The organism is Sphingomonas baiyangensis, assembly GCF_005144715.1.
Classification (GTDB): Bacteria; Pseudomonadota; Alphaproteobacteria; order Sphingomonadales; family Sphingomonadaceae; genus Sphingomonas; species Sphingomonas baiyangensis.
This window is the reverse complement of the sequence record NZ_SWKR01000002.1, coordinates 1934747-1948767: the sequence shown is the minus strand read 5'-3', so window position 1 is coordinate 1948767 and position 14021 is coordinate 1934747. Positions and strand designations below refer to the sequence as shown.

The following is a 14021-nucleotide window of genomic DNA, read 5'->3' as shown; positions in this document are numbered from 1 at the left end:
CGGGCAGAGCCATGCCCGCCGGACCGACGTCGCCGGGACTTGTCGGCTCGCCGCGATCGGACTATTGACACTACTGTCAGTAACAGGGGCGCGAAGATGAGCGTAACGACGATCAACCCGGGCCGTCCGCTGCGCCGCGACTGGGGCGCCGCATTCAAGGCGTTGCGGCGCCTGCTTGCCGATGCCGAGGATACGACGCAGGTCTTTCGCATCATGCGCGCGCTCAACGCCGATGTGAGCCACCGCAATTATCTCCGCCTGCTCGCGCATCCCGAGGGCGGCCGTATCGCCTATCGACGGACCGAGCTGGCGCAGCGCTTTTCGGACCGTGCGTGGCTCGAGTCGCTGCCCGCCGGGACGGTTGGTGCCGAGTATCGCGCGTTCCTCGACCGCACGGGTTTCTCCGCCAACGGGCTTGCCGAGATCAGCACGTCGGACAATCCCGACTGGCGCGACGTCGAGCATCCCTATGCGTGGTTCGGCAGGCGCGAACGCGACATTCACGATATCTGGCACGTGCTGACCGGCTACACCGCCGAGGAGCCGCTGGGCGAGGCGTGCCTCGTCGCGTTCAGCTATGCGCAGACCGGCGGGCTCGGCTGGGCGTTCATCGCCGCCGGTGCCGCAATCAAGAGCGTGCGCGTTACCGGCAACACGCTGTTCGCCCGGGCGGTGATCGAGGGGTGGCGCCACGGTCGCCGCGCGCGCTGGTTGCATGGCGAGGACTATGAGGCGTTGCTGGCCGAGCCGATCGCGGTCGCGCGGCGCCGCCTGGGCATCGGCGATCCGGTTGCTTACCGGCGCGCGCAGGGTCATCTGCGCGCCGCCGGCTTGCAGGGGATCTGAGCGTTACTGTGCCAGCAATGCGCTGGCTTCGGCCTCGCCGCGGTCACGCGCGGCGCGCGCCTTGGCTTCGGCCTCGCGGCGCACGAGCTTTGCCTGCTCCTTGAGCGAATCGGCCTGCACCTTCAGGCGCTGCGCCTCGAAGCTCTCGGACGGGCCGGCCTGCTCGACGAGTTGCGCTGCCTGCGACTCCATCTGCGCGGCCTGATTGTCGGCCGCCGCCTCGATGGCATCGGCCTGCGCGTCTGCCTCGTCGCGCAGCGCTTCGGCACGCTGCTCCTGCGGGGTCTGCGGCGAGCATGCCGCGGCAAGCGGGACGAGGGCAAGCGAGAGGGCAAGGCGGTAGGACATCGTGCATTCCATCGTTGTTTGCGGGCAACTCAACCCGCTGGGCGGATGAAGGTTGCGTGACCGTATCGAAGCCGGCCGTTTCCGCTGCGAAGTCCGCGCGCTAAGGGGGCAGGGATGCTGACCCGCCTGAGCCTGTCGGACTTTCGCAACCATCGCGATGCCGTGCTGCACCCCGGCCCGGCCTTCGTGGTGCTGACGGGTGCCAACGGTGCGGGAAAAACCAACATTCTCGAAGCCGTATCGCTGCTGGCGCCGGGGCGCGGGCTGCGACGCGCGCGTTTCGGCGCGATGGCGCGGCAGGGCGGCGGCGGCGGCTTCGGCGTGGCTGCCACGCTGGGCTCGGGCGATGCGATCGGCACTGGCACGCAGCCTGAGGCGCCCGAGCGGCGCGTGGTTCGCATCAACGGCGGCGCAGCAAGCCTGGCCTCACTTGCCGAGCGGCTGAGCGTGCTCTGGCTGACGCCGGCGATGGACCGGCTGTTCGTCGAGCCGCCGGGCGAACGGCGTCGCTTTCTCGACCGGCTGGTGCTGGCGCTCGCTCCGTCGCACGCAGCACATGCCGCGCGCTACGAGGCCGCCATGCGCGAGCGCAATGCGCTGCTGGCGGGTGATGCACGCCCCGATGCTGACTGGCTGGCGGCGCTCGAGGCGCGGATGGCCGAGCATGGCGCTGCGCTCGACGCCGCGCGCCGGCACGCGGTGGCGCTGCTCGATGCGCATCTTGGCGATCGCGCGCCGGGCGCCTTTCCACGCGCGGCGCTGGCGATCGACGGATGGCAGGGCGATGGCGCGATGCTTGCGGCGGCGCTGCGCGAGGCGCGCGCGCGCGATGCGGCGGCGGGCCGCGCGCTCGTGGGGCCGCATCGTGCCGATCTGCTGGTGCACGACCGTGACCAGCGCCAGGCGGCGGCGCAGTGTTCGACCGGCGAGCAGAAGGCGCTGCTGCTGGGTATGGTGCTCGCGCATGCCGGAATCGTTGCCGCGCGGACCGGCACACCGCCCGTGCTGCTGCTCGACGAGGTGGCCGCGCATCTCGATCCCGCGCGTCGCGCCGCGCTGTTCGCGCAGCTTGCGGGGCGCGGGCAGGTGTGGATGACGGGCACCGAGCCTGCGCTGTTCGATGCCGTCGGCAGCGATGCGACGCACATGGTGGTGGGGCAGGGTGCAGTGCTTTCGGGTGGCGAGGCCGCGCCGGCTTGACTTGGCGGGCGATTGCGCCCATTTGCCGCAGCGCAGCGACGCTTACCCAAGCAGCGTGATCGGGCGGGAAACCGTCCAGGCTCGCGTCGCGACCGACCAGCTTCCCAAGTCACGCGGGGTGCCTTTCACCCCCGCCCGCCGTGCGTCTGGTTGCGCCCGGTGCGCAAAGAACGAGTCTATCTTCATGACATTCCAGTCGCTTGGCCTTTCGCGGGCCGTGCTCGACGCGCTCGCGCACAAGAATTACGACACGCCGACGCCAATCCAGCTCCAGTCGATCCCGCCGCTACTCGAGGGCCGCGATCTGCTCGGCATCGCGCAGACGGGCACCGGCAAGACCGCCGCGTTCATGCTTCCCTCGATCGACCGGCTGGTGAAGGCCAATATCCGCCGCAAGCCGATGCGCTGCCGGATGCTCGTGCTGGCGCCCACGCGCGAGCTGGCGAGCCAGATCGCCGATTCGGCGCGCGCCTACGCCAAATACACCAAGCTCAACGTTGCCACCGTGTTCGGCGGCACGCCCATCGCGCGCAACCGCCGCGATACCGCAGCGGGCGTCGATATCCTCGTCGCCACGCCGGGCCGGCTGATGGACCTGATCGAGCAGCGCTGCATGAGCCTTGCCGATCTCGAGATCCTCGTGCTCGACGAGGCCGACCAGATGCTCGACCTCGGCTTCATCCATACGCTGCGCAAGATCGTGGCGATGCTGCCCGTCGATCGCCAGAGCCTGTTCTTCTCGGCGACGATGCCGCGCGACATCAAGGAACTGGCCGACAAGTTCCTGACCGATCCCGCCGAAGTGCGCGTGACTCCGGTTTCGTCGACTGCCGAGCGCGTCGAGCAATATGTGACGTTCATCAACCAGGCCGAAAAGCAGGCGCTGCTGACGCTGTTCTTCCAGAAGAACGATGTCGAGCGCGCGCTGGTGTTCACGCGCACCAAGCACGGCGCCGATCGCGTCGTGAAGCTGCTCGCCACCAACGGCATCGCCGCCAATGCGATCCACGGCAACAAGAGCCAGCCGCAGCGCGAGAAGGCGCTTGCAGCGTTCCGCGCGGGCACCGTCAAGATCCTCGTCGCCACCGACATCGCCGCGCGCGGCATCGATGTGCCGGGCGTCAGCCATGTGCTCAACTTCGAGCTGCCCAACGTGGCCGAGCAATATGTCCACCGCATCGGCCGTACCGCACGCGCGGGCAAAGACGGCATCGCCTATGCCTTCTGCGCCGATGACGAGCGCGCCTATCTGCGCGGCATCGAGAAGCTGACGCGCCAGAGCATTCCGGTGGTGCCGCTGCCCGAGAATTTCCAGGCCGAATCCGAGCGCATCCGTAACAGCCGCGTCGGCCCCATTCCCGCCGAGCGGCCCGATCGGCCGCGCCAGGAACAGGGTCCGCGCCGTCCGCGCGCGACGCACGCCGCCAAGCCCGCGGGCGATGCGCGCGCACGGCCCGGCGGCCAGCAGCGTCGCGGCGGTCGTCCGGGCGGCGGCGGCCGTGGCGGACCGCAGCGTGCGGGTGGCCAGCGCTGACCGATCGCGGCGGCTCGCGCGCGCCGATATCGCTTGCCAAACGGATACCGTAGCGTAACGAGCACCGCAAATCGGTGCTTAACCATCGCACGGCTATCCGGGGGGGCCATGAGCGACGTCCACGCGATCGGACCTGAACACAGCGTGCCGCCGGCGATGATCGCGCGGGCGGCGACGCTGGCGGGCGGCGGCGCGTGGCGATGCGAGCTTGCCGGCGAAAGGCTGGGCTGGACGCACGGCGTCTACGGCCTGTTCGGCATCGATCCGGGTGTGCGCGTGGAACGGCCCGAGATCGTCGGGCTGTACGAGGATGAGTCGCGCGAGACGATGGAGCGCGTGCGCAGCGCCGCGATTCTCAGCGGCAGCGCCTTTACCTTCGATGCCGCGATCCGCGCGGTAACGGGCGAGCGGCGCTGGATGCGCGTATGGGGCGAGGTCGAGAGCCGCGACGGGCGGGCAGTCGCGCTCAACGGCTTCAAGCAGGACGTGACGCGCCAGCGCGCCGAACTCGAGCAACTCCGTGCACGCGCCGAGCGCGATCCGCTCACCGGCCTTGGCAATCGCGCGACCTTCGAGGCGCGTTTCCTCGATCTGCCCGATCCTGCCAGCGCGGGCATCGGCGCACTGGTACTGCTCGATCTCGACGGGTTCAAGCAGGTGAACGATCGCTACGGTCACGACGCGGGCGATGCGTGCCTGCGCAGCTTCGCGATGCGGCTGTGGGATACGCTGGGCGACGCTGCGCTGATCGCGCGGCTGGGCGGTGACGAATTCGCCGCGCTGCTGCCGCACGGCCCGATGCTGCCGCGCGCGCGCCTTATCGCGCGCGTAATCCCGCTGCTGGCCTCGCCCGTCGCCTGGCAGGGGAAGCTCGTGCATTTCGGCGTGTCGGCGGGGATTGCGGCGGCGCAGGGATCGCCCGAAAGCTGCTTCGCGGCGGCCGATGCGGCGCTCTATGCCGCCAAGCGCGCGGGCCGCAATCAGGTGCGTATCGCCTCGGCCGGGCCGGCGGCCGCACCGCCCCATTTCGCTTCCGTTCCTGCCCGCGAAACCCTATATGCTCGGCATGGCAACACCCACCGAAAATGAATATGGCGCCTCCTCGATCAAGGTGCTGAAGGGGCTCGACGCGGTTCGCAAGCGGCCGGGCATGTATATCGGCGATACCGACGACGGCTCGGGCCTGCACCACATGGTGTTCGAGGTCAGCGACAACGCCATCGACGAGGCGCTCGCGGGCCATTGCGACCGTATCCTCATCGAGCTCAACGCTGACGGATCGGTCTCTGTCGAGGACAATGGCCGCGGCATTCCGACGGGCATCCATGCCGAGGAAGGCGTGTCGGCGGCCGAGGTCATCATGACCCAGCTGCACGCTGGCGGGAAGTTCGAGAACACCAGCGACGACAATGCCTACAAGGTCTCGGGCGGGCTGCACGGCGTGGGCGTGAGCGTGGTCAACGCGCTCAGCGAATGGCTCGATCTCAATATCTGGCGCGATGGCGAGGAGCATTACATGCGCTTCCGCCACGGCGATGCCGAGGCGCCGCTGCGGGTGATCGGCCCTTCGAACGGCAAGAAGGGCACGCGCGTCACGTTCCTCGCCTCGCCCGCGACGTTCAAGATTACCGAATATGATTTCGACAAGCTCGAGCATCGCTATCGCGAGCTCGCCTTCCTCAATTCGGGCGTGCGGCTGTTCCTGCGCGACCTGCGGCACGAGGAAGCGCGCGAGGTCGAATTGTTCTACGAAGGCGGCATCGCGGCGTTCGTCCAGTATCTCGATCGCGCCAAGACGCCGCTGATGGAAGCGCCGATCGCGATCTCGGGCACGCGCGACGACGTGACGATCGACGTCGCGCTCGAATGGAACGACAGCTATTACGAGAATGTCCTCGCCTTCACCAACAACATCCCGCAGCGCGACGGCGGCACGCATCTGGCGGCGTTCCGCGCCGCGCTCACGCGTACGCTCAACAACTATGCCGACAAGTCGGGACTGCTCAAGAAGGAGAAGGTGAGCCTCACCGGCGACGACATGCGCGAGGGGCTGACCGCGATCGTATCGGTCAAGCTGCCCGACCCGAAGTTCTCGAGCCAGACCAAGGACAAGCTGGTCAGCTCTGAAGTGCGTCAGCCGCTCGAGAGCCTGATGGCCGACAAGCTGGCCGAATGGCTCGAGGAGAATCCCGCGCACGCCAAGGCGATCGTGCAGAAGGTGATCGACGCCGCCGCCGCGCGCGAGGCGGCGAAGAAGGCGCGCGAGCTGACGCGGCGCAAGGGCGTGATGGACATCGCCAGCCTGCCTGGCAAGCTTGCCGACTGTCAGGAGCGCGATCCCGCCAAGTCCGAGCTGTTCCTCGTCGAGGGCGATTCGGCAGGCGGTAGCGCCAAGCAGGGCCGCGACCGCCATTTCCAGGCGATCCTGCCGCTGCGCGGCAAGATCCTCAACGTCGAGCGTGCGCGCTTCGACCGCATGCTGGGCAGCCGCGAGATTGGCACGCTGATCCAGGCGATGGGCACCGGCATCGGGCGCGACGACTTCAACCTCGCGAAGCTGCGCTACCACAAGATCGTCATCATGACCGACGCCGATGTCGACGGCGCGCATATCCGCACGCTGTTGCTGACGTTCTTCTATCGCCAGATGCCCGAAATCATCCAGGCGGGCCATCTCTACATCGCGCAGCCGCCGCTCTACAAGGCGACGAAGGGGCGCAGCGAGGTGTATCTGAAGGACGATGCAGCACTTGACCAGTATCTTGTCGAGGCCGGCGTTGGCCTCAACCTGCTCGAAACCGCAAGCGGTACGCGCGCCGACGCCGATCTGCGCGCGCTCGTCGACCATGCGCGCCGGATGCGCACGCTGATGCGCTATGTGCCGCGCCGCTACGATGCCGGCATCATCGAGACGCTGGCGCTGGGCGGTGCGCTCGATCCCGAAGCGACGCGCGAGCAGCGTGGCGAACGCCTCGTCGAAGTCACGCGCCGGCTCGATCTTGCCGACAGCGAAGCACGCTGGTCGGCCGAGATGACCGGCGAGGGCGGTTTCCACTTCCGCCGCGTGTGGCGCGGCGTGACCGACCATCATGTGATCGAGGCGACGTTCCTTGCCTCGGCCGAGGCGCGCAAGCTCCACGGCCTCGCCGCCGAGGAAGCGCAGACCTATGCCGCGGCCGCGCGGCTGGTGCCTATCCGCGGCGCACAGAGCGGCGCCGACGACGCCGCCGCAACCGAGAGCGAGGAGAACGAACCGCTCGTCATCGCCAAGGGCGAGACGCTGATCGGCCGCCCCAGCCAGCTGCTCGAGGCGGTGCTCCTGTCGGGTCGCAAGGGTTTGTCGATCCAGCGCTACAAGGGACTGGGCGAGATGAACGCCGAGCAATTGTGGGAAACGACGCTCGACCCCGCGAATCGATCGATGCTCAAGGTCGCGATCGACCAAGCCGACGTCGCCGACGAGATCTTCACGCGACTGATGGGCGACGTTGTCGAGCCGCGGCGGGAGTTCATCCAGCAGAATGCACTGAGCGTCGCGAATCTCGACGTGTAGTCTTTACCCCTTGCGGCCCTTCGGTACGCCTGCGTGCAGGCAAGGGCTGCAAGGGGAAACGATTTGTCGCTCGCAAAACGCTCGTTCGCGATTCTGGGTTCCGCGCTGCTCTGCACGATCGCGACGCCCGCTCTGGCCGAAGACAAGGCCGAGCCGCATTCGGTGATCGAGCAATTGGGCGCCGGCCTTGCCAGCTTCTTCGGGCGCGAGATTGCGGGCAACCGCACCGCCAGCGGCGAGAAATGCGATCCCGAGCAGCTGACGGCAGCGCATCGCACGCTGCCCTTTGGCAGCCTGGTGCGCGTGACCGATGCGCTGAGCGGCAAGAGTGTGGTGGTGCGCATCAACGATCGCGGACCGTTCGTGAAGAGCCGCGCGATCGACCTGTCGAAGGCGGCCGCGCGCGAACTGGGCATCGTCAGCCGCGGCACGGCCAAGGTCCTGCTCAGCTTGGTGACACGAAACTGAAATGAAATTGCGTATGCGCGGCATACGAATTATCGAATAATGCGTTGACGCCATCGCCGCTGCAAAGCAGCGAAGCATGATGGCCAGCTTACCATCGATCGCGAACAATCCCGACATCCGCTTCCTCGGGCGGCTGCTAGGCGACGTCATCCGCGCCTATGGCGGCGAGGAACTGTTCCGCCGCACCGAATATATCCGCTCTACCTCGGTCGACCGCCATCGCGGCATCGCCGGCGCCGACGCGATCGATCCGGGTATTGATCGCCTCAGCCTCGACGAAACGCTCGATTTCCTGCGCGGCTTCATGCTGTTCTCGATGCTTGCCAACCTCGCCGAGGACCGGCAGGGGGTAGCGCGCGAGGAATCAGCCGATGTCGCGCATGCGCTGGCGAAGCTCGCCGAGCGCGGCGTCGAGCGCGATCAGGTCGTGGCGCTGATGGAGCAGGCGCTGGTCGCCCCCGTGCTCACCGCGCACCCCACCGAAGTGCGGCGCAAGTCGATGATCGACCATCGTAACCGCATCGCCGAATTGCTGGCGCTCATGGACCGCGGGATCGAGGAAACCGAGGACGGCGACCGCGTCGAGCAGGCGATCCTGCGCCAGATCGCGCTCTTGTGGCAGACGCGCGTGCTGCGGCGCGAACGGCTGTACGTCGCCGACGAGGTCGAAACCGCGCTCAGCTACATGCGCGACGTGTTCCTGCCCGCGCTGCCCGCGCTCTATGCACGCTGGGACCGCGCGCTGGGGCGGCGCACGCCCGGCTTCCTGCGGCTGGGCAGCTGGATCGGCGGCGATCGCGACGGCAATCCCTATGTCACCGCCGATGCGCTCGAACATGCCCTCGGCCGCGCGGCCGAGGTCGCGCTGGTCCATTATCTCGATGCCGTCCACGCGCTCGGTGCCGAGCTTTCGATCTCGACCGAGATCACGCCGGTCAACGGCGATGTCGGCCGGCTGGCCGAAGCGAGCGGCGATACCGCGGCCAGCCGCGCCGACGAGCCCTATCGCCGCGCCTTGTCGGGCATCTATGCTCGGCTTGCCGCCACGCACGAGAAGCTGGTCGGCAGGCGCGCCCCGCGCCCCGGCGCGCTCACCGGCGAGCCCTATCCGCACCCGCAGGCGCTGCGTGACGATCTCGCGGCGATCGCGCATGGCCTCGCAGGTGCAAGCGATGCGCCGCTCGGCACCGGCGGCGCGCTCGGCCGGCTGATCCGCGCGGTCGAGATATTCGGCTTTCATCTCGCGACGCTCGACCTGCGGCAGAACGCGGCAGTGCACGAGCGCGTCGTCGCCGAGCTACTCGCGGTCGCGGGCGTCGAGAGCGGGTATGCGGCGCTCAACGAGGATGCGCGCGTGGCGCTGTTGCGCCGCGAGCTTGCGAGCCCGCGCCCGCTCGCCAGCCCCTATGCGTCCTATTCGGACGAGACGGCAGGCGAGCTCGCGATCCTCCATGCCGCCGCGCGCGCCCATGATCGCTATGGGCGCGCCTCGATCCGCAACTACGTGATCTCGATGGCGCAGTCGCTGTCGGACCTGCTCGAGGTACAGCTGCTGCTCAAGGAAGCGGGATTGTACGTGCCCGGCGATCCGCCGCAGGCGCATGTCATGGCGGTGCCGCTGTTCGAGACCGTCGCCGATCTCGAAGGCGGCGCCGAGGTGATGCGCGCCTGGCTGGCGCTGCCCGAAGTCGCGGCGATCGCCGGCGCGCGCGGCCATCAGGAAGTGATGATCGGCTATTCGGATTCGAACAAGGATGGCGGCTATCTGACCTCGACCTGGCAATTGTCGCGCGGATCGGCGGCCTTGGCCGAGGTGTTCGCCGATGCCGGGGTGGGGCTGCAACTGTTCCACGGGCGCGGCGGCGCGGTTGGGCGCGGTGGCGGCTCCGCATTTGCCGCCATTCGCGCGCAGCCGCCGGGCACGGTGCAGGGCCGCATCCGCATCACCGAGCAGGGCGAAGTGATCGCCGCCAAATACGGCACGCGCGCGAGCGCGATGACCAATCTGGAAGCGATGACATCGGCCACGCTGCTCGCCAGCCTCGAGCCCGAGCGGCTGGCCCCGGCCGATGCCGCGCGCTTCGCTGCGGCGATGGACGAATTGTCGGCCACGGCGTTCAAGGCCTATCGCGGGCTGGTCTATCAAACCGAGGGCTTCCGGCAGTTCTTCCGCCAGATGACGCCGATCGCCGAGATATCGGGCCTCAAGATCGGCTCGCGTCCCGCCAGCCGCAAGAAGTCGGACGCGATCGAGGATCTGCGCGCCATCCCCTGGGTGTTCAGCTGGGCGCAGGCGCGCGTGATGCTGCCCGGCTGGTACGGCGTGGGCGCCGCGATCGACGCGTTTGCCGACAAGGGGCTGCTGCGCGAGATGGCGAGTGGGTGGCCGTTCTTCGCGGCGACGCTTGCCAACATGGAGATGGTGCTCGCCAAGTCCGACATGGGGGTCGCGGCGCGCTATGCCGCGCTGGTCGAGGATGCGGACCTGCGCGATACCGTGTTCGGCCGCATCCGTGACGGCTGGCAGGCGACGCATGACGGGCTGCTCGGCATCACCCGCCAGACGCGGCTGCTCGAGAAGAGCCCCGCGCTCGAAAGCTCGATCCGGCTGCGCCTGCCCTATATCGAACCGCTCAACCTGCTTCAGATCGAGCTGCTCAAGCGCCACCGCGCGGGCGAGGCCGATGCGCGGATCGGCGAAGGCATTCTGTTATCGATCAACGCGATCGCGACGGCGCTCAGGAACAGCGGATAATCCAATCCCCGTTCGCCCCGAGCGGAGTCGAGGGGCTTGGCCGAGCGAAGGCGAGGTGTTGCGCGGCGGGCATCGGCTTCGCTCGGCGCCGTGTCTCGACTTCGCTCGACACGAACGGAATTCCCTGGCCTACACCCGCATCGGCATCAGCACGTACAGCGCCGGCGACTTGTCGTTCTCGCGGATCAGCGTCGGTGCCGATGCGTCGGCGAGGTGCACTTCGACCGTGTCGCCCTCGATCTGCGCCAGAATGTCCATCAGATAGCGGCTGTTGAAGCCGATCTCGAAGCCCATCGCCGCATAGTCGCCGGGGACTTCCTCGGCGGCGGTGCCGTTCTCGGGCGAGGTGACCGACAGCGTGATCTTGTCGCGGTCGAGCGCCATCTTCACCGCGCGCGTCTTCTCGGTGGCGATCGTCGACACGCGGTCGACACCCTGCATGAAGCTGCGTGGATCGAGCTTCAGCAGCTTGTCGTTGCCGCTGGGGATGACGCGCGAATAATCGGGGAAGGTGCCGTCGATCAGCTTGGAGGTGAGGATCGCCGAACCCAGATCGAAGCGGATCTTCGACGGGCTGAGCGACACGCCGACCGACCCGTCGATCTCGTCGAGCAGCTTGCGCAGCTCGCCCACGCATTTGCGCGGCACGATGACGTCGGGCATCGTCTCGGCGCCGTCGGGGCGCGGCACCGTCACGCGCGCGAGCCGGTGACCGTCGGTCGCCGCGGCCTTGAGCACGGCGCCGCCGCCTGCGGGTCCGCCCTCGTCGGCGACGTGCAGGAAGATGCCGTTCAGATAGTATCGCGTCTCCTCGGTCGAGATCGCGAAGCGCGTCTTGTCGATCATCGCCTTGAGGAGATCGGCGGGGAGTTCGAACTGCGTCGGCAGCTCGCCTTCGGCGATAACGGGAAAGTCGTCGCGCGGCAGCGTCGCCAGCGTGAAGCGTGCACGCCCGGCCTTGATCGTCAGCCGGCCCTCGGCGGCGGAAAGCTCGACCTGCGCGCCTTCGGGCAGCTTGCGCGCGATATCGAACAGCGTGTGCGCCGAGACCGTGGTCGATCCGGGCTGGTCGATGGCGGCGGCGACGGTCTCGTCGATCTGCAGGTCGAGGTCGGTCGCCATCAGCCGGATCGCGCCGCCTGCCTGCGCGTCGATCAGCACGTTCGACAGGATCGGAATGGTGTTGCGCCGCTCGACCACCGACTGGACGTGGCTCAGCGCCTTCAACAGCGTCGCGCGTTCGATCGTGGCCTTCATCGTTTCCCAACCCCCGGGCATGCGCCCGCCAACCGTGCCCGGCGATTCTCCCGGACGTTTTGTCTAACGTGAAAAAGGGCCGGGGCAAGCGCCCCGACCCTCGTTCGGCCTAGAAGTGGCTTGTTAGCGCGGCGTTAAAAGCGAATGCCCACGCCGGCCACGACCTGATGGCGATCGGTGTCGATCGAGAAGTCGCTCGTCGTCGCGCCGTCGAAGAACTCGAAATTGGCGTTCGAATAGTTCGAGTAGCGATATTCGAGCTTGGCATAGGTGTTGGTGCCGATCGCCTGCTCGACACCGGCGCCGGCGCGCCAGCCGTCGAGCTCGAAATTCTCGTCGAGCACGGTGGTGCCGTCACCGCCCAGCACGTTGAGGCGGGCATTGGTGTAGCCGCCCTTGGCATAGACGAGCGTGTTGGGGGTCGCGAGCGCGCCGACACGTGCGCCGAGATAGATGTCGCGGCCCGTGCTGACTTCGCCGAAGCCGAAGGTGTTGGGGTTACGACGATCGGTCTCGACCTTGCCGGTCGAATCGCTCAATTCGAGCTCTGCACCGACGACGAAGCCGCCGATCGCGACGTCATAGCCGGCATCGACGCCGTAGACGAAGCCGTCGACGGTCTGGTCGTCGCCGTCGATGTCGCTGTCTTCGCTGCTGCCGGGGCGGATGCCGTCATAGCCGCCGATCACGCCGACGCGCGGGCCGGTTAAGGCGGGATTGACGTCCTGCGCGAAGGCGGGGGCGGCGAGCGCCGACGATGCGACCAGTGCGGCTGCGATAGCGTAACGCATAGAGAAACTCCTTAACTGTACACGCCCGTTCACATCCGGGCGGGGAGGCTCAAATGGTTGCGGTGCAGCGAAGTTGCATGAACCTCAGATAAACGCGGAAAAGCGTTGCTTTTGCGCCACAGGGGCTTGAAAGCACGCCGATGGATCATCAGCGCCGCGCCGGTCGTGACTTCATCGCCCGCCATGGCGAAACGGTGTTCAACGCCGCGCGCCGGCTACAGGGCGACGCGCCGCATACGCCGCTGACGCGCGCGGGTTTCGCGCAGGCGGAAGCGATGGGAGCGGGGCTGCGCGCACTGCTCGGCGCGCGTCCGGCGCTTACATTATGGGCATCGCCCACGGGGCGCGCGTTGCAGACGCTGGCGGTGATCGCCGAGCATCTCGAACTCGCCTGGCATGGCGTGCGCACCGATGCGCGGCTGCGCGAGATCGATGTCGGGGCCTGGGGCGGGCGTGACTATGCCGGGCTGGCAGGTGAGGTCGGGGGCTTCTGGAACGCCGAACATGGGCTTTTCGCGGCGCCGCCGCCGGGTGGGGAAAGCTATGGCGCCGTCGCGACGCGGCTTGCCGGCTGGCTCGCCGACACCGCGCACGACAGCGAGGACCGGCTGGTGGTGATGCACGGCATGTCGAGCCGGGTGTTGCGCGGATTGATGACGGGGGCCGCTCCGCTGCCCGCCTTCGGCACCGCGATCGCACCCGGACTCGCACAGGGATCGGTATCGCTGATCGACAAGGGTAGCGAACGCATCGTCGTCACCGGCAGCGGCTCGGCGCCGGCATGATGCTGGCGTGGCTTGCGACAATGGCGATGGCCGCGCAGGCCGATCGCGTCCCGCGCGAGACGCTTGGCGTGTTCGACGGATGGGGCGCGTTCCGCGATGCATCGCCACGCCGCTGCTACGCCATCGCCGCGCCGGTGCGGCGCGCGCGCAGCGGTGCATTCGGCAGCGTCGCCTTCTGGCCGGGCGAGGGCATCGGCCAGCAGTTGCACATCCGCCTCAGCCGCGCACGCACGCCGCGGGCGCGCGTGACGCTGGCGATCGGCGCGCGCCGGTTCGCGCTCGTCGCCGGCCCGCGCGACGCCTGGGCGCCCGATCCAGCAACCGACCGCGCGATCGTGGCGGCGATGCGCGGCAGCCGCAGCATGAGCGTCGAGACGATCGCAGCCAACGGTGCGCCGTTCGCCGATGTATATGCGCTGGCGGGCGCCGCCACCGCGATCGACGCGGCCGGGGTGGCCTGCGCGCGCTGAGCGCGCGCACAGGC

12 protein-coding genes are annotated in these 14021 nt (G+C 68.3%); 9 read left to right on the top strand and 3 right to left on the bottom strand.

The annotated features are described in order from the left end of the window. The first annotated feature begins 96 nt into the window (after positions 1-96). On the top strand, positions 97-846 hold the full coding sequence (locus FBR43_RS12680; protein WP_136943455.1) for a Coq4 family protein: 750 nt from the start codon (positions 97-99) through the stop codon (positions 844-846). A gap of 3 nt (positions 847-849) precedes the next feature. Here the strand turns inward: FBR43_RS12680 and FBR43_RS12675 are convergent, their stop codons facing one another. After that, complete coding sequence (locus FBR43_RS12675) at positions 850-1194, bottom strand: hypothetical protein (protein ID WP_136943454.1); 345 nt, start codon at positions 1192-1194, stop codon at positions 850-852. Between the two features lie 114 nt (positions 1195-1308). Between FBR43_RS12675 and recF the strand changes: the two genes are divergently transcribed. From recF to ppc, 6 genes are all read left to right on the top strand, one after another. Beyond that, positions 1309-2394, top strand: a complete 1086-nt coding sequence (recF, locus tag FBR43_RS12670) for a DNA replication/repair protein RecF (RefSeq protein WP_136943453.1) — start codon at positions 1309-1311, stop codon at positions 2392-2394. A gap of 184 nt (positions 2395-2578) precedes the next feature. Beyond that, positions 2579-3928 carry a DEAD/DEAH box helicase gene (locus FBR43_RS12665; RefSeq protein WP_136943452.1) on the top strand — a complete coding sequence of 450 codons (1350 nt, stop codon included), beginning with the start codon at positions 2579-2581 and terminating at the stop codon, positions 3926-3928. A gap of 108 nt (positions 3929-4036) precedes the next feature. Continuing rightward, the gene (locus tag FBR43_RS12660) at positions 4037-5017 is read left to right on the top strand and encodes a GGDEF domain-containing protein (protein ID WP_136943451.1); all 981 of its coding nucleotides are present in this window, start codon (positions 4037-4039) and stop codon (positions 5015-5017) included. After that, positions 4995-7481 (top strand): DNA topoisomerase (ATP-hydrolyzing) subunit B, encoded by a 2487-nt coding sequence (gene gyrB, locus FBR43_RS12655; RefSeq protein ID WP_394344035.1) that lies wholly within the window; start codon positions 4995-4997, stop codon positions 7479-7481. The genes FBR43_RS12660 and gyrB overlap by 23 nt, the downstream gene beginning before the upstream one ends. A 63-nt stretch (positions 7482-7544) precedes the next feature. Further along, entirely contained in the window at positions 7545-7949 is a 405-nt protein-coding gene (locus FBR43_RS12650) for a septal ring lytic transglycosylase RlpA family protein (RefSeq protein ID WP_212611924.1), read from the top strand. Between the two features lie 79 nt (positions 7950-8028). After that, positions 8029-10704, top strand: coding sequence for a phosphoenolpyruvate carboxylase (gene ppc / locus FBR43_RS12645; protein ID WP_136944212.1), 2676 nt, complete (start codon positions 8029-8031; stop codon positions 10702-10704). A 129-nt stretch (positions 10705-10833) separates the two neighbouring features. On the opposite strand, the gene dnaN is transcribed toward ppc, so the two are convergent. Beyond that, a complete protein-coding gene (dnaN, locus tag FBR43_RS12640; protein ID WP_136943448.1) occupies positions 10834-11961 on the bottom strand; it encodes a DNA polymerase III subunit beta in 1128 nt (375 codons plus the stop codon). A 134-nt stretch (positions 11962-12095) separates the two neighbouring features. Beyond that, positions 12096-12752 (bottom strand): outer membrane protein, encoded by a 657-nt coding sequence (locus FBR43_RS12635; RefSeq protein WP_136943447.1) that lies wholly within the window; start codon positions 12750-12752, stop codon positions 12096-12098. Between the two features lie 140 nt (positions 12753-12892). On the opposite strand from FBR43_RS12635, the gene FBR43_RS12630 reads away from it, so the two are divergent. Both FBR43_RS12630 and FBR43_RS12625 read left to right on the top strand, forming a co-directional pair. Beyond that, the gene (locus FBR43_RS12630) at positions 12893-13537 is read left to right on the top strand and encodes a histidine phosphatase family protein (protein ID WP_136943446.1); all 645 of its coding nucleotides are present in this window, start codon (positions 12893-12895) and stop codon (positions 13535-13537) included. Further along, the gene (locus FBR43_RS12625; RefSeq protein ID WP_136943445.1) at positions 13534-14007 is read left to right on the top strand and encodes a hypothetical protein; all 474 of its coding nucleotides are present in this window, start codon (positions 13534-13536) and stop codon (positions 14005-14007) included. Before FBR43_RS12630 ends, FBR43_RS12625 begins: the two co-directional genes overlap by 4 nt. Positions 14008-14021: the final 14 nt, after the last annotated feature.

Coding starts and splice junctions, on each gene's coding strand:
- FBR43_RS12680 (WP_136943455.1), top strand. CDS start 97: ATGAGCGTAACGACGATCAACCCGGGCCGTCCGCTGCGCCGCGACTGG.
- FBR43_RS12675 (WP_136943454.1), bottom strand. CDS start 1,194: ATGTCCTACCGCCTTGCCCTCTCGCTTGCCCTCGTCCCGCTTGCCGCG.
- recF (WP_136943453.1), top strand. CDS start 1,309: ATGCTGACCCGCCTGAGCCTGTCGGACTTTCGCAACCATCGCGATGCC.
- FBR43_RS12665 (WP_136943452.1), top strand. CDS start 2,579: ATGACATTCCAGTCGCTTGGCCTTTCGCGGGCCGTGCTCGACGCGCTC.
- FBR43_RS12660 (WP_136943451.1), top strand. CDS start 4,037: ATGAGCGACGTCCACGCGATCGGACCTGAACACAGCGTGCCGCCGGCG.
- gyrB (WP_394344035.1), top strand. CDS start 4,995: ATGGCAACACCCACCGAAAATGAATATGGCGCCTCCTCGATCAAGGTG.
- ppc (WP_136944212.1), top strand. CDS start 8,029: ATGGCCAGCTTACCATCGATCGCGAACAATCCCGACATCCGCTTCCTC.
- dnaN (WP_136943448.1), bottom strand. CDS start 11,961: ATGAAGGCCACGATCGAACGCGCGACGCTGTTGAAGGCGCTGAGCCAC.
- FBR43_RS12635 (WP_136943447.1), bottom strand. CDS start 12,752: ATGCGTTACGCTATCGCAGCCGCACTGGTCGCATCGTCGGCGCTCGCC.
- FBR43_RS12630 (WP_136943446.1), top strand. CDS start 12,893: ATGGATCATCAGCGCCGCGCCGGTCGTGACTTCATCGCCCGCCATGGC.
- FBR43_RS12625 (WP_136943445.1), top strand. CDS start 13,534: ATGATGCTGGCGTGGCTTGCGACAATGGCGATGGCCGCGCAGGCCGAT.